Raw genomic sequence first — 24,321 nt, 5'->3', positions numbered from 1 at the left:
ATAAAATAGTAGTAATTAATAAATAAAAATAGGGGATTATTTAGTTTGTAAAAATTTAAATTATAATGATGATAAAATCCTTATTTTTTTTGAATTATTATTTATCATGTCAAAAATATTTAGAGAATATAAAAAACTAGATCTAAAAAAAATTACTATAGAAATAAATCAATATTGGAAAACACACAAAATTTTTAAAAAAAGTTTTAATCCTTCTAAAGGCTTCTATTATGTATTATATGAAGGTCCTCCTTCTTTAAATGGAAGCCCTGGAATACATCACATAGTAGCTAGAACAATAAAAGATATTTTTTGCAGATATCATACTCTTAAAGGAAAAAAAGTGATAAGAAAGGCTGGTTGGGATGCACATGGCCTTCCTGTAGAACTGAATGTAGAAAAAAGAATAGGAATTACTAAAAAAGATATAGGAAAAAAAATAAGTATAGAAGAATATAATAGTATTTGTAAATGTTTTGTGAAAAAATCTTTAGAAAAATGGATAAAGTTTACGAACCAAATAGGATATTGGTTAGATATGGAAAATTCATTTATAACATGTAATGCAAAATATATAGAAAGCGTATGGTGGTTAATCAAAAAATTATATCGAAAAAAAATTCTTTATAAAGGGTATACTATTCAACCATATTCTCCTGCAGCAGGTACAGGATTAAGTTATCATGAGTTAAATATGCCAGGAACCTATAAAAAAGTAAAACAGATAGCCCCTATTTTAAAATTCAAAACTAAGAAAGAGACTTTACCAAAAAAAATTCAAAAATTTTTAGGAGATACATATTTAATCTCTTGGACAACTACACCTTGGACTCTTCCATCTAATACAGCACTAGCTGTTGGATTAAACATAAATTATGTTTTAATTATAACTTATAATCCATATACTTTTTCTAAAGAAAATATCATTTTTTCTGAAAAATTAATTCATAAAATATTATTACCAGATAGATTTTATTTTGTTTCTAACATCTTTGAATTAGATAAATTCAAAATTTATGAAAAAAATAATAATAGGATTCCTTATTTTATAGCGAGCAAATTTAAAGGAAAAGAACTTATTAAAAGCAAGTATGAACAATTATTACCTTGGTTTAAACCTTATCAAAAAGAAGAAAATGCTTTTCAAGTGATAGAAGCAGATTTTGTAAATACAATTGAAGGGACTGGGATTGTCCATATTGCTCCTACATTTGGAATAGATGATTTTATAGCCGCTAAAAAATACAATATTCCATCTATGTTGATTTTAAATCAAGAAAATGTTCCTGTCCCTTTAGTGGATTTGCAAGGAAAATTTTTAAAAAGTTATCCCTATGGATTTGGTGGAAAATATGTAAAAAATGATTTTCAAAAAAATCAAAAAAATTCAAGTTTTTTCTCCTCATCCGTAGATCAAGAAATAGTTTCTTTTCTTGAGAAAGAAAAAAAAGTTTTTAAAGTAGAAATGCATACTCATTTTTATCCGCATTGTTGGAGAACAGAAAAACCTATTCTTTATTATCCTTTAAATTCATGGTTTATTAAAACCACAAAAATAAAAGATGAAATGATCTTTTTAAATAAAGGAATCAATTGGTATCCTAAATCTACAAAAAAACGTTTTGATTCTTGGTTAAAGAATATAAAAGATTGGAATTTATCACGTTCTAGATATTGGGGTACTCCTTTACCTATTTGGAGAACAAAAGATGGAGAGGAAGAAATTGTGATAGGGTCAATCAAAGAATTATATTTTGAAATTCAAAAATCTATTCAACATGGATTAATGTCACACAACGTGTTTGAAAATTTTATATTGGATGATATGAGTGATGAAAATTATGAAAAAATAGATTTGCACAAACATATTTTAGATGAGGTTGTATTAGTCTCTAGTAAAGGAACTCCAATGAAAAGAGAACCAGATTTAATAGATGTATGGTTCGATTCTGGATCCATGCCATATGCTCAATTTCATTATCCATTTGAAAATAAAGAATATATTGAAAAAAATTTGTTTTTTCCTGCAGATATTATTGTAGAAGGAATAGATCAAACGAGAGGATGGTTTTTTACTTTGCATACTATTGGATGTATGTTATTCAATTCTACAGTATATAAAAATGTTATCTCCACTGGTTTAGTTTTAGATGAAAAAGGTCATAAAATGTCTAAAAGCAAAGGAAATACTATAAATCCTTTTGATTTGATAGATGATTATGGATCTGATGCCATTCGTTGGTATATTATATTTAATTCTGAACCTTGGGATAATTTAAAATTCAATGTGAAAGAAATACGGACTGTAATTAACAAATTTTTTGGAACACTTTATCATATTTATTCTTTTTTTGTTTTATATGCTAATATTGATGGTTTTTCTTATAAAGAAAAAGATTGTTCTTTAGAACATTATACAGAATTAGACTTTTGGATTCTTTCTGAATTAAATACAATGATTAAAATCGTAGATCAATATTATGCGGATTATAATCCAACTAAGGCGGCTCGTTTTATTTCATCTTTTGTTTTAGATCAATTAAGTAATTGGTATGTTAGATTATGTCGTAGAAGATTTTGGAAAGAAAAATATACTCAAAATAAAATATCTGCATATCAAATGCTTTATAAATGTTTGATAACAATATCTAAATTAATTTCACCTATTGTTCCATTTTTTTCAGAAAAATTATATATAGATCTTAATTCTATTACAAAGAAAGAAAATTTTGAAAGTGTTCATTTAACATTTTTTCCAGAGTATAATTCATTTTTTATAAATAAGGAATTAGAAAAGAAGATGTTTTTAGTTCAAAAAATTACAACCATGGTTTTTTCCATTAGAAAAAAAACGGGAATAAAAATTCGTCAACCTCTGCAAAAATTACTTGTTTTCATTTCTAATAAAAAAACAACTGATGAATTGAAAAAAATATCTGATATTCTTAAACAAGAAATAAATGTAAAAAAAATTGAGTTTCTTACGTCTCGTAAATCTTTAGAAGTTGTCAAACATATTAAACCAAATTATAAATATTTGGGACCTAAATTTGGAAATAAAACTCAAATCATTTCTAATTTCATAAAAAAATTTACTCAAAAAGACATTGAAGAAATAGAGGTCAACAAAAAATATATTTTTTCTCTTAAAGGTGAAGAAATTGTGATTTTTTTAAAAGATGTGATTATTACAACTGAATTTGTAAAAAATTGGTCTGTTATTTTTGATAATGAATTGACAATTGCTTTGGATTTGAACATAACGAAATCCCTTCGTGAAGAAGGTTTTGTCAGGGAATTGATTAGAAATATACAGAAATTGAGAAAAAAGTGTAACTATAACGTGATAGAAAAAATATTGGTATATATAAATGCGATTAAAGAAATACAATTGATCATACAAAAAAACAAAAATTATATCTGTCAAGAAATTCTTGCGTCAGATCTTTTTTTAGTAGAAAAAAACATAATAGAGAAAAAAGGAATAAAAATAGATTTTGAAAATCATTCAATATATATATCTATAATGACTCAAAAACAAAAATCAGAAAATATTATATGATAATGGAAAAATAATATTTCTATGAGTCTAGTGAGAATAAAATGAAAATAAAAAATGATCTATTTTTGAATGCTGAAAGAGTCTATTTACTACAATGATCCTTTTTATGAAAAAAAAATTAAATAAGAAAGATTATTATTGCATCAGAATAAGAAGCATTGATTCAAATGAACCCTTATTAATTATATATTTTATTTGAAAAAAATTTTTTTAATTATTTTTTCTATTTTATTAATAGATCAGTTTTTAAAAATTTATATAAAAACCCATTTTGAATTGGGTGGTGGATTTCCTATTTTTTCTTTCTTTTGGATTATCCTTGTAGAAAATCCTGGGATGGCTTATGGTTTTTTTCTTGCTCCTGGATATTATGGAAAAATTTTTTTAAGTATTTCTCGTTTTTTATTAATATTTTTTATTTCTATTTTTCTTTATAAAAATGTAAAAAAAAAATCTTCAAATTTTTTTATTTTTCCTACTAGTTTTATTTTGTCAGGAGCTATAGGAAATTTTTTAGATAGTGCTTTATATGGGATGTTATTTGATACAGGAACAATTTATCATAAAGAATATCATAAATGGATTTCTTATCCTGGAATATCTAAAATGAGTAGTAGTTCTTTGTTCTCTGGAGGTTATTCCTCTTTTATGGAAGGATGTGTTGTCGATATGTTTTATTTTCCTATAATAGATACTAATATTCCTCATTGGATTCCATTTTTTGGTGGATATCATTTTCAATTTTTTAAACCAGTTTTTAATTTTTCAGATTTTGTGATCTTCCTTGGTGTTATTTTATTGTTAGTATTCAAGAATAAAATTAAAAGTGTAAAAATTTTTTGATATTCATTATTTTTTTGAGATTTATAAAAATCTCTATAGATTTGTTGTACGTAAGACGTACCAATCTGATTTTCATTATTAGTGAATAATAATAGTTAGTTCGTTCTGATAAATTTATTTGCCGGTGTAGCTCAGATGGTAAGAGCACGTGATTTGTAATCTCGGGGTCGTGGGTTCGAATCCCTCTACCGGCTTTTTTTTTATTATTTATTTGGGGAGATACTCAAGTTTGGTTAACGAGGACAGACTGTAAATCTGTTGGCTTTGCCTTCGCAGGTTCGAATCCTGCTCTCCCCATTTTTTTTTGTATTTATGTATGTATTCTAAAAAAAAGAATCTGAGAACAAAGAAAAAGCGGAAGTAGCTCAGTTGGTAAGAGCATCAGCCTTCCAAGTTGAATGTCGCGGGTTCGAATCCCGTCTTCCGCTCTAAAAGAATACTACTACTACTCTTTTCTTATTAGGTATAATTTTTTTTTATAAAAAGTTAGTAGTAAAAAAAAATGGCCAATGTAGCTCAGTGGAAGAGCACTTCCTTGGTAAGGAAGAGGGTACGGGTTCAATTCCCGCCGTTGGCTTTTGAATTTTATTTTAAAATTTTAGAAATTTTTATTTATCATGGCAAAAGAAAAATTTAAACGGGAAAAACCACATTTAAATATAGGAACAACAGGTCATGTAGATCATGGGAAAACAACTTTGACGGCTGCTATTACCAAAGTTTTATCAGAGTTAGGATTAGCAGAGGAGAAAAGTTTTGATGCCATTGATAATGCACCAGAAGAAAAAGCTAGAGGAATTACGATTAACACTTCTCATGTAGAATATGAAACAATTAAAAGACATTATGCTCATGTGGATTGTCCTGGTCATGCCGATTATGTAAAAAATATGATCACTGGAGCGGCTCAAATGGATGGAGCTATTTTGGTAGTTGCCGCGACAGATGGTCCTATGCCTCAAACAAGAGAACATATTTTATTAGCACGTCAAGTGGGTGTTCCTAAAATTGTTGTTTTTATGAATAAAGTGGATCAAGTAGATGATCCAGAATTATTGGAATTAGTAGAAATGGAAATACGAGAATTGCTTTCTAAATATGAATATGATGGAGATAATATTCCTATTGTTCAAGGATCTGCATTGGGTGCTTTAAATGGAGAAAAAAAGTGGATTGAAAAGATTCAGGATTTGATGAATATTTTAGATGAATATATTCCTGAACCTATTCGTGATATGGATAAACCATTTTTAATGCCTGTTGAAGATGTGTTTACTATAACTGGTAGAGGGACCGTAGCAACAGGACGTATAGAATGTGGAATTATTAATACAGGAGATTTGGTAGAGATTATCGGAATGGGAGAAAATATATTATCGTCTACAGTAACAGGTGTGGAAATGTTCCGAAAAATTTTAGATAGAGGACAAGCAGGGGATAACGTTGGATTATTATTACGTGGAATAGAAAAAAAGGATATTAGGCGTGGAATGGTAATAGGGAAACCAGGATCTATGAAATCTCATAAAAAATTTAAAGCAGAAGTCTATATTCTCACAAAAGAAGAGGGAGGAAGACATACTCCTTTTCATAATAAATATAGACCACAATTTTATTTAAGAACTACAGATGTTACCGGAGAAATTCATTTATTAGGTGGAGTAGAAATGGTAATGCCAGGAGATAATATTTCTATGGAAGTAGAATTGCATCAACCTATCGCATTAAGTGAAAATTTACGTTTTGCTATTCGTGAAGGAGGAAAAACGGTTGGAGCAGGACAAGTTGTTCAAATTATGGATTAATTAATAAAATTAATTCTGTTTGAAATAAATTGAAACGGATGTAGCTCAGTTGGTAGAGCATCGGTCTCCAAAACCGAAGGTCGTAAGTTCGATTCTTACCGTCCGTGCAAAAAAAATCGTAGATTATATGAAAAGAAAAAATTTTTTTTTGGAAATTTACGATGAATTTTTTTATTGCATGACATGGCCTAAGTGGATAGATTTGCAAGAAACTACACTTATTGTGTCGTTTTTTTCTATGTTTTTATCTATATTTTTATATGGTGTGGATGGTTTGTTTATTTTTTTTATGAAAAAGTTATTTTCTTTATAATATAAAACTAAAACATTGATGAGTGATTTGGAAAGAAAATGGTATGTTATTAAAACCATTAGTGGGCAAGAAAATAAAGTTAAATCATATATTGAGAATGAAGTTAGAGATAATGGGTTTCAAGAATATATAGGAAAAGTTTTAGTTCCAATAGAAAAAGTTATACAAATGAGAAAAGGCAAAAAAATTCATAGGGAAAAAGTTCACTATCCTGGATACGTTATGGTAGAAGCGAATCTTGAAGGAGAAGCGGTCCATGCAATTAAAAATGTACCTGGAGTTATTAATTTTTTAAGTGAAGGAAAGGGTGGTTCTGCTATTCCTATGAGAACGGAAGAGGTGAATAAAATGTTAGGAAAAATAGATCAATTGTCAGAAAGTTATGAAAATATAAGGATTCCTTTTGTGGTAGGAGAAACTATAAAAGTAATAGATGGTCCTTTTAGTGGATTTAACGGAACAATTGAAAAAATTAATGAAGAAAAAAGAAAATTGGAATTAGCTGTTTTAATTTTTGGAAGAAAAACTCCGCTTGAATTAAATTTTACACAAATAGAAAAAATTTAATATGATTAAAAAAATAGTCAAGAGAATCAAAATACAAAAAATAAATGGAGGAAAGGCAAATCCTTCTCCTCCTATAGGACCTATTTTAGGAAGTGCAGGAGTAAATATAATGGAATTTTGTAATCAATATAATTCTAGAACTCAGGATAAAAAAGGACAAATATGTCCAGTAATTCTTACTGTTTATGAAGATAAATCTTTTTCTTTTCTTATTAAGAAATCTCCAGTTTCTATTCAGATATTAAATCTAATTCAATTAGATAAAGGATCTAATGAACCAAACCGTTCTAAAATAGGAAGAATCAGTTTAGATCAAATAAAAAAAATAGCTAAGGATAAAATGGAAGATTTGAATTGTTTTTCAATTGAATCTGCTATATCTATGATTTCTGGAACTGCACGTTCAATGGGTGTAGAAGTTTACGATACGTAGTAAGAATAAAAAAAATAGATTATCACTTCTTTTTTATGTCAAAAAAATTAACTAAAAATAGAAAAAAAATTTTAGAAAAAATTAAGAAAAAAAAATATTCTTTAGAAGAAGCATCTCTTCTTGTTAAAGAGATTTCTTTTGTTAAATTTGATGCCTCTGTAGATATTTCTGTTTGTCTAGGAATAGACACAAGATTATCAAATCAGATGATACGAGGATCTGTAAAATTACCACATGGTACAGGTAAAAAAATTTGTATTTTAGCTTTAGTTCCTAAAGATAAAGAATTAGAATCTAAAGAGGCTGGAGCTGATTATGTGGGATTGGGTTACATAGAAAAAATTAAACATGGATGGACAAATATTGATGTTATAATTACCATTCCATCAGTGATGCCTCAATTAAGTTCTTTAGGTAAAATATTGGGGTCTAAGGGATTAATGCCAAGTTTAAAATTAGAGACAGTTTCTATACATCCAGGGAAATCTATCAAAGAAATAAAATCTGGGAAAATATTTTTTAAAGCAGATCGTTATGGAATTATTCATTCTTCTATTGGAAGAGTTTCTTTTTCTCATCAATATTTATTGAATAATGCAAAGGAATTTATGAGCAAAATTATTAGAAATAAACCTTCCTCTTGCAAAGGTTCTTCTTATATAAAGAGTATTTATTTATCCACTACTATGAGTCATAGTATTTTGGTGGACTCAAAAAGTTTTATGAATCAATGAGGGAAAATAAAGAAAAAAAAATATTAGAATTAATTTCTATATTCTCTAATTATAATACAATATATTTAATTGATATTTCGGATTTGAATTCTAATCATATTTCTATTCTTAGAAAAAATTTTTATGAATTTAATATTCAAATGAAAGTTATAAAGAATACCTTATTGAAAAAAGCTTTAAAAAAGATTGAAAATAAAAAATTAGATTCTTTTTTTTCTATTTTAAATGGAAATACTTCTATTTTATTTTCTAATTCAGAAAGTAGTATTCCATCAAAAATTATAAAAAATTTTCATCTTAAAGAAAAAATGGAAAAACCTTATTTAAAAGGAGCTTATGTTGAAGAATCTTTCTTTTTTGGAAATAAAGATTTGGATTTATTAATTAATATAAAATCTAAAAAAGATCTTATAATTGATATTTTAAATATGCTTCAAGATCCAATTAAACATGTTTTTTTATATTTAAAGGAATTAGGAGAATATAAAGTATTTAGAATTCTAGAAAAATTATCAGATCCTATTATTAATAAAAACAATAAAATAAAAAAATAAGATGATAGAAAAGTTAGCAGAACAATTGGTAAATCTAACTGTAAAACAAGTTAATGAATTAGCTATTTTTTTAAAAAAAGAATATGGGATAGAACCTTCTAACTCTAATACTAGGGGTTTAGAACCATTAGTAGATTCTTCAAAAAAAGAAAGTTCTTCTAGTAAGGAAGAAAAAAATATTTTTAATTTAATTCTAAAATCTTCTGGTAATTCTAAATTATCTGTAGTAAAATTGGTAAAAGAAATTACTGGAAAAGGACTTAAAGAATCTAAAGAATTAGTGGATAATCTTCCAAATGTTCTTATTAAAGAATCTGTTGATAAAAAAGAAGCAGAAAATTTAAAAAATAAATTTGAAGAAATTGGTGCCGAAGTAGAATTAAAATAATATTAATGTTTTTTGATGATTTTGTTTATTCTTATTATTTTCACATATTTTCACATTCATAGTTTTATTTTTTTTATAAAAAAAACTATAATAAACAGTGGAACTATGTTTATTTTTTTATATAAAAAAATTTTAATTACCGTTTAATTTGGTGAATATAGAAAAAGTTTTAGAAAGAATTACTTTTGCTTCAGTAGCAAAACAAGAAGAATATCCTGATTTTTTGGATATTCAAATCAAATCATTTAAAGAATTTTTTCAACTTGATACAAAACCAGAAGATAGAAAAAATGAAGGATTATTTAAAACTTTTACAGAAAATTTTCCAATTTCTGATGCGAGAAACTCCTTTGTTTTAGAATTTAAAGGCTATTCTATGGATACTCCTAGATATTCTATAGAAGAATGTATTGAAAGGGGTTTGACTTATAGTGTTCCTTTAAAAGCTAAGCTAAAATTATATTGTACAGATCCTGAACATGAAGATTTTGAAACAGTGTATCAGGATGTATATTTAGGAACATATCCATATATGACTCCTTCTGGATCTTTTATTTTCAATGGATCAGAACGTGTAATTGTTTCTCAATTACATCGTTCTCCCGGAGTTTTTTTTGGACAATCTCATCATGCAAATGGAACTAAATTATATTCTGCTAGAATTATTCCTTTCAAAGGATCTTGGATAGAATTTGCGACAGATATAAATAATGTGATGTATGCTTATATTGATAGAAAAAAGAAATTACCCATGACCACTTTATTACGTGCTATTGGATATGAAAGGGACAAAGATATATTAGAAATATTTAATTTAGCAGAAGAAGTCAAAGTGATAGTAGAAAATTCTAATCAAATTTTATCTAGAACTTTAGCAGCTAGAGTATTAAATATTTGGCATGAAGATTTTGTGGATGAAGATACAGGAGAAGTGGTCTCCATAGAGAGAAATGAAATTCTTATAGATAGAGATGTAACCCTTACACAAGAACATATTGATTTAATTATTCAGCATGAAATAAAAACAGTTTTATTACACAAAGAAGGAGGAAGAAAAAAAGATTATTCTATTATTTATAACACTTTGCAGAAAGATCCTACTAATTCTGAAAAAGAAGCAGTAGAATATATATATAAACAACTTAGAAATACAGAACCTCCAGATGAAGAAACAGCAAGAAGCGTTATAGATAAGCTTTTTTTTTCTGATACTAGATATAGCTTAGGTCCTGTAGGAAGATATCGTTTAAATAAACGTCTTGGATTAGATATTGATCCCAATCATTTAGTTTTGACAAAAGAAGACATTATTGCTATTATTGAACATTTAAATGCTTTATTTAATTCTAAAAGAGAAGTAGATGATATAGATCATCTATCAAACAGACGTGTAAGAACTGTTGGAGAACAGCTTTATACACAATTTAGTATTGGTTTATCTAGAATGGCTAGAACCATTAGAGAACGAATGAATGTTCGTGATAATGAAGTTTTTATGCCAGTAGATTTGATAAATTCTAAAATTTTATCGTCTGTAATTAATACTTTTTTTGGGACAAACCAATTATCTCAATTTATGGATCAGACCAATCCATTATCTGAAATTACACATAAAAGGAGATTATCGGCTTTGGGTCCTGGAGGATTATCTAGAGAAAGAGCAGGATTTGAAGTTAGGGATGTGAACTATTCTCATTATGGAAGATTGTGTCCAATTGAAACTCCAGAAGGTCCAAATATTGGGTTAATATCTTCTCTTTCTGTTTTTGCAAAAATTAATCAAATGGGATTTGTAGAAACTCCTTATAGATTAGTTCACAATGGAAAAGTAAATTTAAAAAATGAAGAAAAATATTTAAGCGCAGAAGAAGAAGAAGGAAAAATTATAGCACAAGCTAATGCTATAGATAAAGATGGTGTTTTTGTTTCTGATAGAATCATTTCTAGAGAAGATGGAGATTTTCCAATCGTAAAACCAGAACAAGTGGATTATGTAGACGTTGCCCCTAATCAAATTGCTTCTATATCTGCTTCTTTAATTCCTTTTTTAGAACATGATGATGCCAATAGAGCTTTAATGGGGTCTAATATGATGCGTCAAGCAGTTCCATTATTAAAACCTGAATCTCCTATTGTAGGAACAGGATTGGAAAAACAAGTAGCAAAAGATTCTCGTATTTTAATTAATGCAGAAAAAAATGGAATAGTGGAATATATTGATGCAAAAAAAATTATTATTCGTTACGATAGAACAGAGAAAGAATCTTTGGTTCTTTTTGATTCTGAAATCAAAGTATATGACCTTATTAAATTTAGAAAAACAAATCAAAATACATGCATTACTTTGAAACCTATTGTTAAAAAAGGAATGAGAGTTGTAAAAGGACAAATTTTATGTGAAGGATACGCAACTGAAGGTGGAGAACTGGCTTTAGGAAGAAATTTAAGAGCGGCTTTCATTCCATGTAATGGGTATAATTTTGAAGATGCTGTTTTGATTTCAGAAAAAGTAGTGAGTGAAGATTGGTTTACTTCTATCCATATAGATGAATATTCTTTGGATGTCCGTGATACAAAACTAGGAATGGAAGAATTAACGAATGATATTCCTAATGTCAGTGAAGAAGCAACTAAAGATCTGGATGAAAATGGAATTATTCGTGTTGGTGCTGAAGTAAAACCTGGGGATATTCTTATTGGAAAAATAACTCCTAAAGGAGAATCTGATCCTACTCCAGAAGAAAAGTTGTTAAGAGCTATTTTTGGAGATAAAGCAGGAAATGTAAAGGATGCATCTTTAAGAGCTGAACCTTCTTTATTTGGTGTTGTTATTGATACAAAATTATTTACTCGTAGTATAAAAGATAAAACATCTAGAGCTAAGGATAAAATACAAATAGAACGTATAGAAAAAGAATATGATAAAAAATTTTCTGATTTAAGAAATCTTTTATTGCAAAAATTACATCTTATTTTACAGGATAAGATTTCTCAGGAAATTTTAGATGAAAAAAAACAAAAGATAGTAATAAAAAAAGGATCTAAATTTACTTTTCCATTGTTAAATAAGATATCTGATTATATAAATATCACTTCATCTGGGTGGACCTATGATGATAGGGAAACAAGTAATCTTGTATATGAAATTCTACATAATTATAAAATAGCATTCAATGATTTAACTAGCAGTTTAAAACATAAAAAGTTTTCTATTACAATTGGGGATGAATTACCTTCCGGGATCATTAAAATGGCTAAAGTATATATTGCAAAAAAAAGAAAATTAAAAGTAGGAGATAAAATGGCTGGGAGACATGGAAATAAAGGTGTAGTTGCACGAATTCTTCGTGAAGAAGATATGCCATTTTTAGAAGATGGAAGTCCTGTAGATATTGTTTTAAATCCATTAGGGGTCCCATCTAGAATGAATATTGGGCAAATATATGAAACAGTATTAGGTTGGGCAGGATATAAACTCAATATTAAATTTTCTACTCCTATATTTGACGGAGCCTCTATAGATAAAATATATGAATACACGAATAAAGCTGGTATTCCTCGTTTTGGAACAACTTATTTATTTGATGGGGGAACAGGGGAAAGATTTGATCAGCCTGCAACCGTAGGGGTTATATATATGTTAAAACTAGGTCATATGGTAGATGATAAAATGCATGCTCGTTCTATAGGCCCTTATTCTCTTATTACTCAACAACCTCTTGGTGGTAAATCGCAATTTGGAGGACAACGTTTTGGAGAAATGGAAGTTTGGGCTTTAGAAGCTTTTGGAGCTTCCAACATTTTACGTGAAATTTTAACTGTTAAATCAGATGATGTGACAGGAAGGTCGAAAACTTATGAGTCAATAGTAAAAGGAGAATCAATGCCGGAACCTAATAATCCAGAGTCTTTTAATGTTTTATGTTATGAATTAAAAGGATTAGGATTAGACATTAATTTAGAAGAGTAATTTTTTTTATTTTAATATGAAGAAATGAATAGAAAAAAAAATAATAAGTTCAGTAAAATAACTATTCGATTAGCATCTCCAGAATCTGTTTTAAAAGAATCTCATGGAGAAGTTTTAAAACCAGAAACTATAAATTATAGAACTCATAAACCAGAAAGAGATGGTTTATTTTGTGAACGTATTTTTGGACCAGTAAAAGATTATGAATGTGCTTGCGGAAAATATAAACGAATTCGTTATAAAGGAATTGTTTGTGATAGATGTGGAGTGGAAGTAACTGAGAAAAAAGTGAGACGTGAACGTATGGGGCATATTAGTCTTATAGTTCCTGTTGTTCATATTTGGTGTTTTCGTACTTCTCCTAATAAAATAGGATATTTATTAGGTTTATCTTCTAAAAAACTTGAGATGATTATTTATTATGAACGATATGTAGTTATCCAAGGAGGAGAAGCATTTCGTTCAGATGGGTCTTCCTTTCAAAAAGGAGATTTTCTTACGGAAGAAGAATATTTATCTGTTTTAAATCAATTACCAAAAGGAAATCAATATTTGGAAGATACTGATCCAAAAAAGTTTATTGCAAAAATGGGTGCTGAGTGTATAGAAGATCTTTTAAATCGTATTGATTTAGATAGTTTATCTATAGAATTAAGAAATCAAGTTCATAATGAAACTTCTAAACAAAGAAGAACTGAAGCTTTAAAACGTTTACAAGTTGTAGAATCTTTTCGGGAAGGGAAAAAAAATGGAGGAAATGTCTCTTATATGATTATTCATGTTTTATCTGTTATTCCTCCTGAATTACGTCCTTTAGTCCCCTTAGATGGAGGTCGTTATGCGGCTTCTGATATGACGGATTTGTATCGTCGTGTTTTGATAAGAAATAATCGTTTAAAACGTTTGATAGAAATTAAAGCGCCTGAAGTTATTCTTAGAAATGAAAAGAGAATGTTACAAGAAGCAGTAGACTCTCTATTTGATAATTCAAGAAAAGTATCCGCAGTAAAATCAGAGGCGAATCGTCCTTTAAAATCTTTATCTGATTCTTTAAAGGGAAAACAAGGACGTTTTAGACAAAATTTGCTTGGAAAAAGAGTAGATTATTCTGCACGTTCGGTTATTGTAGTTGGTCCTCATTTAAAATTACATGAATGTGGTCTTCCTAAAGATATGGCTGCAGAACTTTACAAACCTTTTATAATACGAAAATTGATTGAAAGAGGAGTTGTAAAAACAGTCAAATCTTCAAAAAAAATTATAGATAAGAGAGATCCCATGATCTGGGATATTTTGGAAAATGTATTAAAAGGACATCCAATATTATTGAATAGAGCTCCTACTTTGCATAGGTTGGGAATTCAAGCATTTCAACCTAAATTAATAGAAGGAAAGGCAATCCAATTGCATCCTTTAGTTTGTGCTGCTTTTAACGCTGATTTTGATGGAGATCAAATGGCCGTTCATTTACCTTTATCTTATGGAGCAATTTTAGAAGCACAACTTCTTATGTTAGCTTCTCAAAATATTTTGAATCCTGCTAATGGATCTCCTATTACCGTTCCTTCTCAAGATATGGTATTAGGATTATATTATATGACTAAACCTCTATTATCAAGTTCAAATAGAAAAAAAGTAAAAGGAGAAGGTCTCACTTTTTATTCTCCGGAAGAAGTAGAAATAGCTTATAATCAAAATAAAGTAGAATTACATGCTTTAATTCGTGTAAAGGTAGATCTTCGTGAAGAGGACAAATTTTTTAAAAAATTAATAGAAACAACTGTAGGGAGAGTTTTATTTAATCAAGTTGTTCCTAAACAAGTAGGATATATTAATGAATCTCTGACAAAAAAATCTTTAAGAGAAATTATAGGGAAAATTTTGTATCTCACAGATGTTCCTACAACTTCTAAATTTTTAGATGATATTAAAGAATTAGGTTTTTATAATGCATTTAAGGGAGGGTTATCATTTGGATTAGGAGACATTATTATTCCAAATGATAAGAAAGACATGGTTTTTCATGCGATCAAACAAGTTGATAGTGTAAAAATGAATTATAACATGGGATTGATAACAAATAATGAACGTTATAATCAAGTTATTGATATATGGACAAATACAAATTCCATGTTAACAGATAAAGTAATGAAACATATGCGTGAAGATAGACAAGGGTTTAATCCTGTATATATGATGTTAGATTCTGGAGCAAGAGGATCTAAGGAACAAATTCGTCAGCTTTCTGGTATGCGTGGATTGATGGCTAAACCTCAAAAAGCCGGATCTTCTGGAGGAGAAATTATTGAAAATCCTATTCTTTCTAATTTTAGAGAAGGGCTTTCTATTTTAGAATATTTTATATCCACTCATGGTGCTCGTAAAGGATTAGCGGATACTGCATTAAAGACTGCTGATGCAGGATATCTTACAAGACGTTTAGTTGATGCAGCTCAAGATGTCATTATCACTATAGAAGATTGTAATACTCTTAGGGGATTAAAAATATCATCTTTAAAAAAAAATGAAGAAATAGTTGATACTTTATTTGATAGAATTTTGGGACGTATATCTTTGAACGATATTTTTCATCCAAAAAACAAAAAATTAATAATTTCATCTGGAGATATGATTGATGAAAAAATAGCAGGTTTGATTGAAAAGTCTGGAATAGAATTTGTTGAAGTTCGTTCTCCACTGACTTGTGAATCAAAAATGGGAATTTGCTCTAAATGTTATGGGAGGAATTTATCTACAGGGAAAATTGTTAAAAAAGGGGAAGCTGTAGGAGTTATTGCAGCACAGTCTATTGGAGAACCTGGAACTCAATTAACTTTACGTACTTTTCATGTTGGAGGAACTGCAGGAAATATTGCAGAATCTTCACAAATACGAGCAAAGTATGATGGAATTATAGAATTTGAAGATCTTAAAACTGTGCAAATGAAAAATGATTTAGGTGAGGAAATTGTTATTGTTATTTCTCGTTCTACAGAAATGAAACTTTTTAATCAAAATAGATCATCTATTTTAATGACAAATAATGTTCCTTATGGTGCTACTTTGTATGTGAAACATGGGGATACCTTAAAAGAAGGAGATAAAATATGCAAATGGGATTTGTATAATGCAGTGATTGTTGCAGAATTTTCTGGAATAATTTCTTATCAACATTTAGAACAAGGAGTGACTTTTCAAGTAGAAATAGATGATCAAACTGGATTTCAAGAAAAAGTAATTACAGAAGTAAGAAATAAAAATTTAATTCCAACATTAAAAATTATTAATGAAAATAATGAAGAATTAAAAGTGTATAATCTTCCGGTAGGAGCACATTTAATGGTTGAAGATAAAGAAAAAATAGAAGTGGGAAAAATTTTGGTTAAAGTTCCTAGAAAATCAGCTAAATCTGGTGATATAACAGGAGGATTACCTAGGTTATCTGAGTTATTTGAAGCTAGAAATCCTTCTAATCCTGCTGTAGTTTCCGAAATGGATGGAATAGTTAGTCATGGAAAAATAAAAAGAGGAAATAGAGAAATTATAGTAGAGTCAAAAACTGGGGATATTAGAAAATATCTTGTGAAGCTTTCTAATCAAATTTTAGTTCAAGAAAATGATTATGTCAAAGCAGGAATGCCTTTATCAGATGGAGCTGTTACTCCTAATGATATTTTAAATATAAGGGGAGCTAGGGCGGTTCAAGAATATTTAGTGAAAGAAATACAAGAAGTATATCGTTTGCAAGGGGTAAAAATTAATGATAAACATTTTGAAGTTATTGTTTTACAAATGATGCGTAAAGTAGAAGTAATAAATGTAGGAGATACTAGATTTTTAGAAGGAAATATTGAATATAAAGATGATTTTGTAGAAGAAAATGATAGGATTTCTCAGATGATAGTAATTGAAGATTCAGGAGATTCTGAAATATTTAAATCTGGAGATCTAATTAGTTTTAGAGATTTTAGAAATGAAAATGCAGTTTTAAAGTATAAAAAGAAAAAATTAATAAAAACCAGAAATGCTATACCAGCTACTGCTAGACCTATATTACAGGGAATAACTAGAGCGGCCTTGCAGACAAAATCTTTTATTTCTGCAGCTTCTTTTCAAGAAACTACAAAAGTATTAAGTGAAGCTGCTATAAGTAGCAAAACAGATTATTTATATGGATTGAAAGAAAATGTTATTGTAGGCCACAAAATACCTGCAGGGACTGGATTAAAAGAATATGAAAATATTTCCTCAGAAATTGTAAATTAGATTAGGAATTTTTATTTTGTATTTTTTTCCACTTATCTTTAATAGAAACTGTTTTATTGAAAACAAGTTTTTTTTCTTTACAGTTTTGATTAGTCGTATCTACATAAAAATATCCTATTCTTTGAAATTGGAAACGATCTCCTTTTTTTGCTTGATTTAAAGTTGGTTCTGCATAGGCAACAATTTTTTCTATTGTTTTTGGATTTACATGTTTTTGAAAATTTTCTCTATTTGGATCTCTATCCAGAAAAATAGGATGATATATATGGATTTCTATAGGAATAGAATGTCTGACAGAAACCCAGTGTAAAGTAGTTTTTACTCTTTTTTTTTCTTTCATTTTTTTTTTTCCAGATTTACTTTTAGGATCATAAGAGCAATGTATTTCGATTACTTCTCCTTTAGAATTTTTTACTACAGAATTTGCTTTAATAATATAGGCATTTTTAAGTCTTACTTCATTTCCAATTGATAAACGAAAAAATTTTTTTCTTTTTTTTTCTAGAAAATCATTTTTTTCAATATATAGAAATTTAGAAAAAGGAATTTTTCTAAATCCAAATTTTAGATTCTCTGGATTATTTTCTGCATCAATCCATTCAGTAGAATCATTTGAATAGTTATCAATAACTAATTTTACTGGATGCAATACAACCATAACTCTAGGAGTTATTTTATTTAAATGTTCTCGAATTCTAAATTCTAAAAGAGATGTATCTATGATATTATTTCTTTTTGTAATTCCTATTTCTTGAATAAAATTTTTAATAGCTGTTGGGGTATATCCTCTACGACGTAATCCGGATATAGTTAAAATTCTGGGATCATCCCAAGATGGGATCATTTTTTTTTCAATTAAATATTGAATTTTTCTTTTACTGGTTATAGTATGACTTAAATTTAATCTTGAAAATTCTATTTGTTTGGGACGTATTTGATTCTTTTCATAAATCTGATCTAAATACCAGTTGTATAAGGGCCGTCTATTTTCAAATTCTAACGAACATAAAGAATGAGATATTTGTTCAATATAATCACATTGTCCATGACTCCAATCATAAGTAGGATAAATACACCATTGATTTCCAGTACGATGATGTTTTTTTTTTAAAATTCTATACATAATTGGATCTCTCAAATTCATATTTGATGATTTCATATCTATTTTAGCTCTTAAAACACATGATCCTTCTTCAAAAAATCCATTTTTCATTTTTTCGAAAAGATATAAATTTTCATTTATCGATCTATTTCTATAATTGCTGTGAATTCCATATTCAATTGGAGTTTTTCTTTGTAATTGAATAACTTTTTTAGAATGATGGTCTACATAAGCTTTGTTATTTTTAATAAGTATTATAGCCCATTTATAAAGTTTATGAAAATAATCTGAAGCATAACTTTCATAATCCCATTTAAATCCTAAAAATAGAATGTCTTTTTTAATAGATTCTAAAAATTTTTTTTCTTCTCCTATCGGATTGGTATCGTCAAATCTTAAATAAACAGGAGCTTTGTATTTTTTTCCCAATTCGAAATTGAGATATATAGCTTTAACATGTCCAATATGAAGATATCCATTTGGTTCTGGAGGGAATCGAAATCGAATTTTATTGATAGGAAATCCTTTTTTTATATCTTCTTCTATAATTTTTTCAATAAAGTGTAAATGTGTTTTTATATGAAATAATTATTTGCTAATTTGTAAATTTAATTAATTTTTTTATAAAGTATATTTTTGTTTTTCTCTTACTCATGAAATGACATGTCATGTTGTGCTTTTACTAAAAGATAACATATATAATGAATTATTTTGAAACTGTACAATGGATTTTTAATCGTTTACCAATTTACCAAAATATTGGATTAAAATCATATAAACCTGGATTAAAAAGAATCCAAACTTTTTGCTCTCATTTAGGAAATCCTCAAAATTTTTTCAAAAGTATTCATGTAGGAGGAACAAACGGAAAAGGATCTACAGTTCATATGTTATCTTCTATCTTGCAAGAAGAAAAATATAATATAGGATTGTTCACTTCTCCTCATTTAATAGATTTTAGAGAAAGAATTACTTATAATGGTTTTTTAATAGAAAAAGATTTTATTATAGATTTCATAAAATTTAATAAAAAATTAATTGAAAAAGAACAAATGTCCTTTTTTGAAATGAATACGGCCTTGGCATTTCAATATTTCAAAGAAAAAAAAGTTTCTATAGCTATCATAGAAGTAGGAATGGGAGGTCGTTTAGATTCTACTAATCTTATATGTCCAGAAGTCTCTATCATTACAAACATTAGTATAGACCATACAAAATCTCTTGGAGAGAATCAATTTCAAATTGCTTTAGAAAAATCAGGTATTATAAAAAGAAATGTATCAGTAATAATTGGAAGTGAAATGTCAAAGGAGATACGATTTCTTTTTTTTAAAAAAGCTTTAAAAAAAAATGCTCCTATATATTTTTCTAAAAATATGAAAGATTATTCTAAATATAAAATTCCTTTTGAAGCAGATTATCAAAATCTGAATAAGATTATTGTATTAAAAACTATAAATCTTTTGCATAGAAGAAAAAATATAATAATTTCAAATAATTCAATAAAAAATGGATTCAAAAATGTAATTAAAAATACGAATTTTAAAGGTCGTTGGCAAATATTGCAATATCATCCAAAAATTGTTTGTGATATAGCTCATAATGAAGAAGGGATTCATATGATAAATAATCAATTGAAAAAAGAATCATATGATAATTTACATTTAGTATTAGGTTTTTTGAAAGAAAAGAAAGTGGAACAGTTATTAAAATACTTTCCTATTGAAGCTTTCTATTATTTTTGTCAACCCAATATAGAAAGAAAATTTTCTATTCATAATTTAAAAATTTTAGCAAAAAAAATTTTTAAAAATCATAGAAAAATTTCCTTTTTTTTTTCTGTAAGAGAAGCTTTTTTATCATCTAAAAATAAAGCTAAAAAAAAAGATTTCATTTTAATAAGTGGAAGTTCTTTTACTGTATCTGAAGTATTATTATTAACATTATAAATTTTTATTTACATTTGGTTTGGATTTGTTTTTTTCCTATCCAAAAAAAATGAAAAAAAACGGGCAATTAGCTCAGCTTGGTTTAGAGCATCTGTTTTACAAGCAGGGGGTCACTGGTTCAAATCCAGTATTGCCCACTTGATTTAAAATAAAATTTAATATTTTTTCTTTTTCTTTTGGATTGAACCATATGATAGATGTGTCTTTTTTATACCATGTTAATTGTCTTTTTGCGTATTTTCTAGTATTTTGTTTTATTTTTTCTATTGTTTCATGAATAGAATTTTTTTGATCAAAAAAATCAAAAATTTCTTTGTATCCTATAGTTTGTAAACTATTCAAATATTTGTAATGGTAATATTTCTTAGCTTCATCTATCAATCCATTTTTTATCATTTTATCTACTCTATTATTTATTCGAAAATAAATTTCATGTTTTGGTAAAATTAATCCTATTTTTAAAACGGTAAAATCTTTCTCTATCCTTGATTTCTTTTTTTTGAAGAAAAAAGAAGGAGTATTTCCTGTAGATTTCACTATTTCTAAATATCTAATCAAACGTTGAGGATTATTTATATCTATAGAATAAGGTTTTTTCTCAAATTTTTGAAATTCTTTTTGTAAAAAAAGAATTCCTTTTTTTTCAAAATTAAAAATTAAATTTTTTCTTATATTAAAATCAATATTAGGAATATCAGATAATCCTTCTGTTATGGATTTTTCATATAAACCAGATCCTCCAACCATAATTAAAATGGAATATTTATTGAATAATTCTTGAATTTTTTTTAAAGATTCTTTTTCAAAACATTTGACATTGTAATTCTGATGAATTGTTAGATGTCCTATAAAATGATGAGGAACAGAACTCAATTCTTCATCAGTAGGCATAGAGGATCCTATTTTTAGTTCTTTGTAAAATTGTCTAGAATCATAAGATAAAATCTCTGTTTTAAATTTTTTTGCTAAAAACAGAGAAATAGATGTTTTTCCAATACTTGTTGGTCCTACAATGAAAATGAGAAATTTTTTTTTTTCAATTTTTTATTTCAGAATATTGAGATAATTTTTTATACATCCAATAATCTGCTAAAACTAAAGCTGCCATAGATTCTACAATAGGAATAGCACGAGGAAGAACGCAAGGGTCATGTCTTCCTTTTCCCTCCATAAAAATAAAATTTCCATATTTATCTATAGTTTTTTGTTTTTTCATTATTGTAGCTACCGGTTTAAATGCTATTCTAAAATAAATATCCATTCCATTTGATATTCCTCCTTGAATTCCTCCAGATAAATTAGTTTTAGTTTTTCCGTTAGTATTTTCAAATAAATCATTATGTTGTGATCCCATTAACTTTGTTCCAAGAAATCCACTTCCATATTCAAATCCTTTTACTGCATTGATTGAAAGCATAGCTTTTGCTAATTCAGCATGTAATTTTTGAAAAACAGGTTCTCCAAATCCTACTGGTACATTTTTTATGATACAAGTAATAGTTCCCCCTATAGTATCCCCATTTTTTTTAATTTCACGAATCATTGATATCATTTTTTTTGCAATATCTGGATCAGGACATCTTATAGGGGAATGTTCTATCATTTCTTTAGATAAATTGAGATTTTGATAAGATTTATTAACCGATATATTTCCTACAGATGAAACATAAGATATGATTTTTATATCTTTTATTAATTGTTTTGCGATAGATCCAGCAATAACTCTGCATATCGTTTCACGAGCAGAAGAACGTCCACCTCCTCTATAATCTCTAATTCCATATTTTTTTTCATATGTAAAATCTGAATGAGAAGGTCTATATATATTCTGAATATGATTATAATCGTTAGATTTATGATCTTTATTATAGACAATAAATCCAATAGGAGTTCCTGTAGTTATATTATCATCCATAATTCCAGAAAGAAAATTCACTTGATCAGGTTCATTTCGTTGAGTAACAATTGATGATTGTCCTGGCTTTCTACGATTTAATTCATATTGAATTTTTTCTAAATTTAATTTTATTCCTGCTGGACATCCATCTATAACACCTCCTAAAGCGTTTCCATGACTTTCTCCAAAAGTAGTTACTCTAAATAAATTTCCAAAAATATTTCCAGCCATAATAATCTAATCATGTTGTTATAATTTAACAATAAAATTTTAATTTTTTATTTCTATAGAAATAGGTTTCCCATAATGATTGATTCTACTCATCCCTATTAATATTTTATTTTGATAACGTTTTTCTACTTCAAATAATGAAAAATTAGATAAAATTTCTATATGGCCAATATTAATACGGGAATTATTAGCAGCTTGATTGATTAAATTAATCAATCCTAATTTTGTGAGATTATCTTTATATCCTATATTTATTAAAAAAAATTTAGAAGAAAAATATTTTTTAAGTTTTTTTGATTTTAAAAAAAAATTTTTTTTAATATTGAATTGATTCTTTCCTTTAAGGAAAGTTTTTTTATGGTCATTAATATCTTTAGAATTTTTATAAAAAGTAAAAAAACGATTAAATTCTATCCAAGAAAATCGTTTTATTAATTCTTCTTTGTTAAGATATTTTAATTTTTTTTGTATTTCTGGAAGAAAATTCTCCATCATAGATGAATCATCCACTGATACTTTTTTAATTTTTTCTATAAAATGCATAAGTTGTTTTTCACATATTTCTTTTCCAGTAGGAACCATAATTCTTTCAAAATTTTTTCCTATTTTTTTCTCAAATTCTTTTAAATTATGAGTTTCTTTCGAATGGATAATGCAAACAGAAATTCCTGGATTTCCAGCTCTTCCTGTACGACCACTTCTATGAACATAAATTTCACTTTCATTTGGAATATTATAGTTGATGACATGAGTTATATCATTGATATCTATTCCACGAGAAGCAACATCTGTTGCTACAAGAAACTGTAAATATTTTTTTCTAAATTTGCTCATAACAAACTCCCGTTGTGATTGTGAAAGATCTCCATAAAGAGCATCTGCATTATATCCATCTTGGATTAAATAATTCGCTATTTTTTTTGTTTCTTTCCTTGTTTTGCAAAATACAATTCCATAAATATCTGGATTAATGTCTACAATTCTTTTTAAAGCAGAATATTTCTTATCTTGATTTACTATATAATAAATATGCTTCACATCATCAGAACCTACATTTCGTTTTCCTGTAACAATTTCTATAGGGTCTATTAAATAAGTATACGCTATTCCACTCATATATTCTGACATTGTTGCAGAAAATAGGAGACTTTGTCTTTTTTTTGGTAATTTTACTATAATAGAATCTAATTCTTCTTTAAATCCCATGTTTAGCATTTCATCTGCTTCATCAAGAATCAAATATTTAATATCAGATAAATGAAGCTTTTTTCTTCTAATTAAATCAATAATTCTCCCTGGAGTTCCAACAATAATATGAGCCTTTTTTTGAAGTGATTGAATTTGGTTTTCTATATTCACTCCTCCATATAATGGAATAATTTTGATCAAGGATATATATTTGGAAAAACGACAAAGATCACGTGTAATTTGTATACAAAGTTCTCTTGTTGGACATAAAATTAAAGCTTGAGGGAGAAAAAAATTCAAATTTATTTTTTGAATAATTGGTAATCCAAACGCGGCTGTTTTTCCTGTTCCTGTTTGAGACAAAGCGATTAAATCTTTTTTTTCTGATAACAAGTATGGAATAACTTTTTTTTGTATAGGAGTTGGAAATTTTAATCCAATGTCTTCTAAAGCTTGAATAATTTGATTATTCAAAAAATTATATTCTTTAAATGTTTTCATAAAAATAAGTGAATTCTC

At 27.4% G+C, this 24,321-nt stretch carries 16 protein-coding genes and 6 tRNA genes; 18 read left to right on the top strand and 4 right to left on the bottom strand.

What is annotated here, in order from left to right; translation table 11 throughout:
• Positions 1-106: 106 nt before the first annotated feature.
• From ileS to rpoC, 16 genes are all read left to right on the top strand, one after another.
• The gene (ileS, locus tag H0H53_RS02300; RefSeq protein ID WP_185870387.1) at positions 107-3,562 is read left to right on the top strand and encodes an isoleucine--tRNA ligase; all 3,456 of its coding nucleotides are present in this window, start codon (positions 107-109) and stop codon (positions 3,560-3,562) included.
• 195 nt (positions 3,563-3,757) lie between these two features.
• Positions 3,758-4,405 (top strand): lipoprotein signal peptidase, encoded by a 648-nt coding sequence (locus H0H53_RS02295; RefSeq protein WP_185870386.1) that lies wholly within the window; start codon positions 3,758-3,760, stop codon positions 4,403-4,405.
• A 120-nt stretch (positions 4,406-4,525) separates the two neighbouring features.
• A tRNA-Thr gene (locus H0H53_RS02290) sits at positions 4,526-4,599 on the top strand.
• A gap of 19 nt (positions 4,600-4,618) precedes the next feature.
• A tRNA-Tyr gene (locus H0H53_RS02285) sits at positions 4,619-4,702 on the top strand.
• Between the two features lie 57 nt (positions 4,703-4,759).
• Positions 4,760-4,833: transfer RNA gene (locus H0H53_RS02280), tRNA-Gly, on the top strand.
• Between the two features lie 77 nt (positions 4,834-4,910).
• Positions 4,911-4,982 (top strand) — tRNA-Thr (locus H0H53_RS02275).
• Between the two features lie 40 nt (positions 4,983-5,022).
• The gene (tuf, locus tag H0H53_RS02270) at positions 5,023-6,210 is read left to right on the top strand and encodes an elongation factor Tu (protein WP_185870385.1); all 1,188 of its coding nucleotides are present in this window, start codon (positions 5,023-5,025) and stop codon (positions 6,208-6,210) included.
• Between the two features lie 34 nt (positions 6,211-6,244).
• Positions 6,245-6,317 (top strand) — tRNA-Trp (locus tag H0H53_RS02265).
• A 20-nt stretch (positions 6,318-6,337) separates the two neighbouring features.
• A complete protein-coding gene (locus H0H53_RS03135; RefSeq protein ID WP_185870384.1) occupies positions 6,338-6,523 on the top strand; it encodes a preprotein translocase subunit SecE in 186 nt (61 codons plus the stop codon).
• Positions 6,524-6,541: 18 nt separating this feature from the next.
• On the top strand, positions 6,542-7,090 hold the full coding sequence (nusG, locus tag H0H53_RS02255; RefSeq protein WP_185870383.1) for a transcription termination/antitermination protein NusG: 549 nt from the start codon (positions 6,542-6,544) through the stop codon (positions 7,088-7,090).
• A gap of 1 nt (position 7,091) precedes the next feature.
• Positions 7,092-7,523 carry a 50S ribosomal protein L11 gene (rplK, locus tag H0H53_RS02250; RefSeq protein WP_185870382.1) on the top strand — a complete coding sequence of 144 codons (432 nt, stop codon included), beginning with the start codon at positions 7,092-7,094 and terminating at the stop codon, positions 7,521-7,523.
• A 35-nt stretch (positions 7,524-7,558) separates the two neighbouring features.
• Positions 7,559-8,257: a 50S ribosomal protein L1 gene (gene rplA, locus H0H53_RS02245; RefSeq protein WP_185870381.1), complete on the top strand. Its 699-nt coding sequence runs from the start codon at positions 7,559-7,561 to the stop codon at positions 8,255-8,257.
• Positions 8,254-8,811: a 50S ribosomal protein L10 gene (gene rplJ, locus H0H53_RS02240; RefSeq protein WP_185870380.1), complete on the top strand. Its 558-nt coding sequence runs from the start codon at positions 8,254-8,256 to the stop codon at positions 8,809-8,811. The genes rplA and rplJ overlap by 4 nt, the downstream gene beginning before the upstream one ends.
• Position 8,812: 1 nt before the next feature.
• Positions 8,813-9,199 (top strand): 50S ribosomal protein L7/L12, encoded by a 387-nt coding sequence (gene rplL, locus H0H53_RS02235; RefSeq protein ID WP_185870379.1) that lies wholly within the window; start codon positions 8,813-8,815, stop codon positions 9,197-9,199.
• A 148-nt stretch (positions 9,200-9,347) separates the two neighbouring features.
• Positions 9,348-13,169, top strand: a complete 3,822-nt coding sequence (rpoB, locus tag H0H53_RS02230; protein WP_185870378.1) for a DNA-directed RNA polymerase subunit beta — start codon at positions 9,348-9,350, stop codon at positions 13,167-13,169.
• A 24-nt stretch (positions 13,170-13,193) separates the two neighbouring features.
• Positions 13,194-17,435, top strand: a complete 4,242-nt coding sequence (rpoC, locus tag H0H53_RS02225; protein WP_185870377.1) for a DNA-directed RNA polymerase subunit beta' — start codon at positions 13,194-13,196, stop codon at positions 17,433-17,435.
• A 1-nt stretch (position 17,436) separates the two neighbouring features.
• Here the strand turns inward: rpoC and glnS are convergent, their stop codons facing one another.
• Complete coding sequence (glnS, locus tag H0H53_RS02220; RefSeq protein WP_238784291.1) at positions 17,437-19,095, bottom strand: glutamine--tRNA ligase; 1,659 nt, start codon at positions 19,093-19,095, stop codon at positions 17,437-17,439.
• Between the two features lie 143 nt (positions 19,096-19,238).
• Here glnS and H0H53_RS02215 point away from each other — a divergent pair, with 143 nt between their 5' ends.
• Both H0H53_RS02215 and H0H53_RS02210 read left to right on the top strand, forming a co-directional pair.
• Positions 19,239-20,486: a bifunctional folylpolyglutamate synthase/dihydrofolate synthase gene (locus H0H53_RS02215; RefSeq protein ID WP_185870376.1), complete on the top strand. Its 1,248-nt coding sequence runs from the start codon at positions 19,239-19,241 to the stop codon at positions 20,484-20,486.
• Positions 20,487-20,547: 61 nt separating this feature from the next.
• Positions 20,548-20,623, top strand: a tRNA-Val gene (locus tag H0H53_RS02210).
• On the opposite strand, the gene miaA is transcribed toward H0H53_RS02210, so the two are convergent.
• The 3 genes from miaA to H0H53_RS02195 all read right to left on the bottom strand — a co-directional run bounded on the left by miaA (position 20,583) and on the right by H0H53_RS02195 (position 24,303).
• Positions 20,583-21,461: a tRNA (adenosine(37)-N6)-dimethylallyltransferase MiaA gene (miaA, locus tag H0H53_RS02205; protein WP_317168602.1), complete on the bottom strand. Its 879-nt coding sequence runs from the start codon at positions 21,459-21,461 to the stop codon at positions 20,583-20,585. The genes H0H53_RS02210 and miaA overlap by 41 nt on opposite strands.
• Before the next feature lie 61 nt (positions 21,462-21,522).
• Complete coding sequence (gene aroC / locus H0H53_RS02200; protein ID WP_185870375.1) at positions 21,523-22,614, bottom strand: chorismate synthase; 1,092 nt, start codon at positions 22,612-22,614, stop codon at positions 21,523-21,525.
• 39 nt (positions 22,615-22,653) lie between these two features.
• A complete protein-coding gene (locus tag H0H53_RS02195; protein WP_185870374.1) occupies positions 22,654-24,303 on the bottom strand; it encodes a DEAD/DEAH box helicase in 1,650 nt (549 codons plus the stop codon).
• Positions 24,304-24,321: the final 18 nt, after the last annotated feature.

Origin of the sequence: Blattabacterium cuenoti (assembly GCF_014251955.1) — a bacterium.
GTDB lineage: Bacteria > Bacteroidota > Bacteroidia > Flavobacteriales > Blattabacteriaceae > Blattabacterium > Blattabacterium cuenoti_L.
This window is presented reverse-complemented; position numbering and strand designations above follow the sequence as displayed.

Bases quoted from the DNA above. Each gene is read 5' to 3' on its own strand.
- rplL (WP_185870379.1), top strand. From the start codon at position 8,813: ATGATAGAAAAGTTAGCAGAACAATTGGTAAATCTAACTGTAAAACAA.
- rplK (WP_185870382.1), top strand. From the start codon at position 7,092: ATGATTAAAAAAATAGTCAAGAGAATCAAAATACAAAAAATAAATGGA.
- nusG (WP_185870383.1), top strand. From the start codon at position 6,542: ATGAGTGATTTGGAAAGAAAATGGTATGTTATTAAAACCATTAGTGGG.
- H0H53_RS02215 (WP_185870376.1), top strand. From the start codon at position 19,239: ATGAATTATTTTGAAACTGTACAATGGATTTTTAATCGTTTACCAATT.
- aroC (WP_185870375.1), bottom strand. From the start codon at position 22,614: ATGGCTGGAAATATTTTTGGAAATTTATTTAGAGTAACTACTTTTGGA.
- ileS (WP_185870387.1), top strand. From the start codon at position 107: ATGTCAAAAATATTTAGAGAATATAAAAAACTAGATCTAAAAAAAATT.
- H0H53_RS02195 (WP_185870374.1), bottom strand. From the start codon at position 24,303: ATGAAAACATTTAAAGAATATAATTTTTTGAATAATCAAATTATTCAA.
- rplA (WP_185870381.1), top strand. From the start codon at position 7,559: ATGTCAAAAAAATTAACTAAAAATAGAAAAAAAATTTTAGAAAAAATT.
- rpoC (WP_185870377.1), top strand. From the start codon at position 13,194: ATGAATAGAAAAAAAAATAATAAGTTCAGTAAAATAACTATTCGATTA.
- H0H53_RS03135 (WP_185870384.1), top strand. From the start codon at position 6,338: ATGAAAAGAAAAAATTTTTTTTTGGAAATTTACGATGAATTTTTTTAT.
- tuf (WP_185870385.1), top strand. From the start codon at position 5,023: ATGGCAAAAGAAAAATTTAAACGGGAAAAACCACATTTAAATATAGGA.
- rplJ (WP_185870380.1), top strand. From the start codon at position 8,254: ATGAGGGAAAATAAAGAAAAAAAAATATTAGAATTAATTTCTATATTC.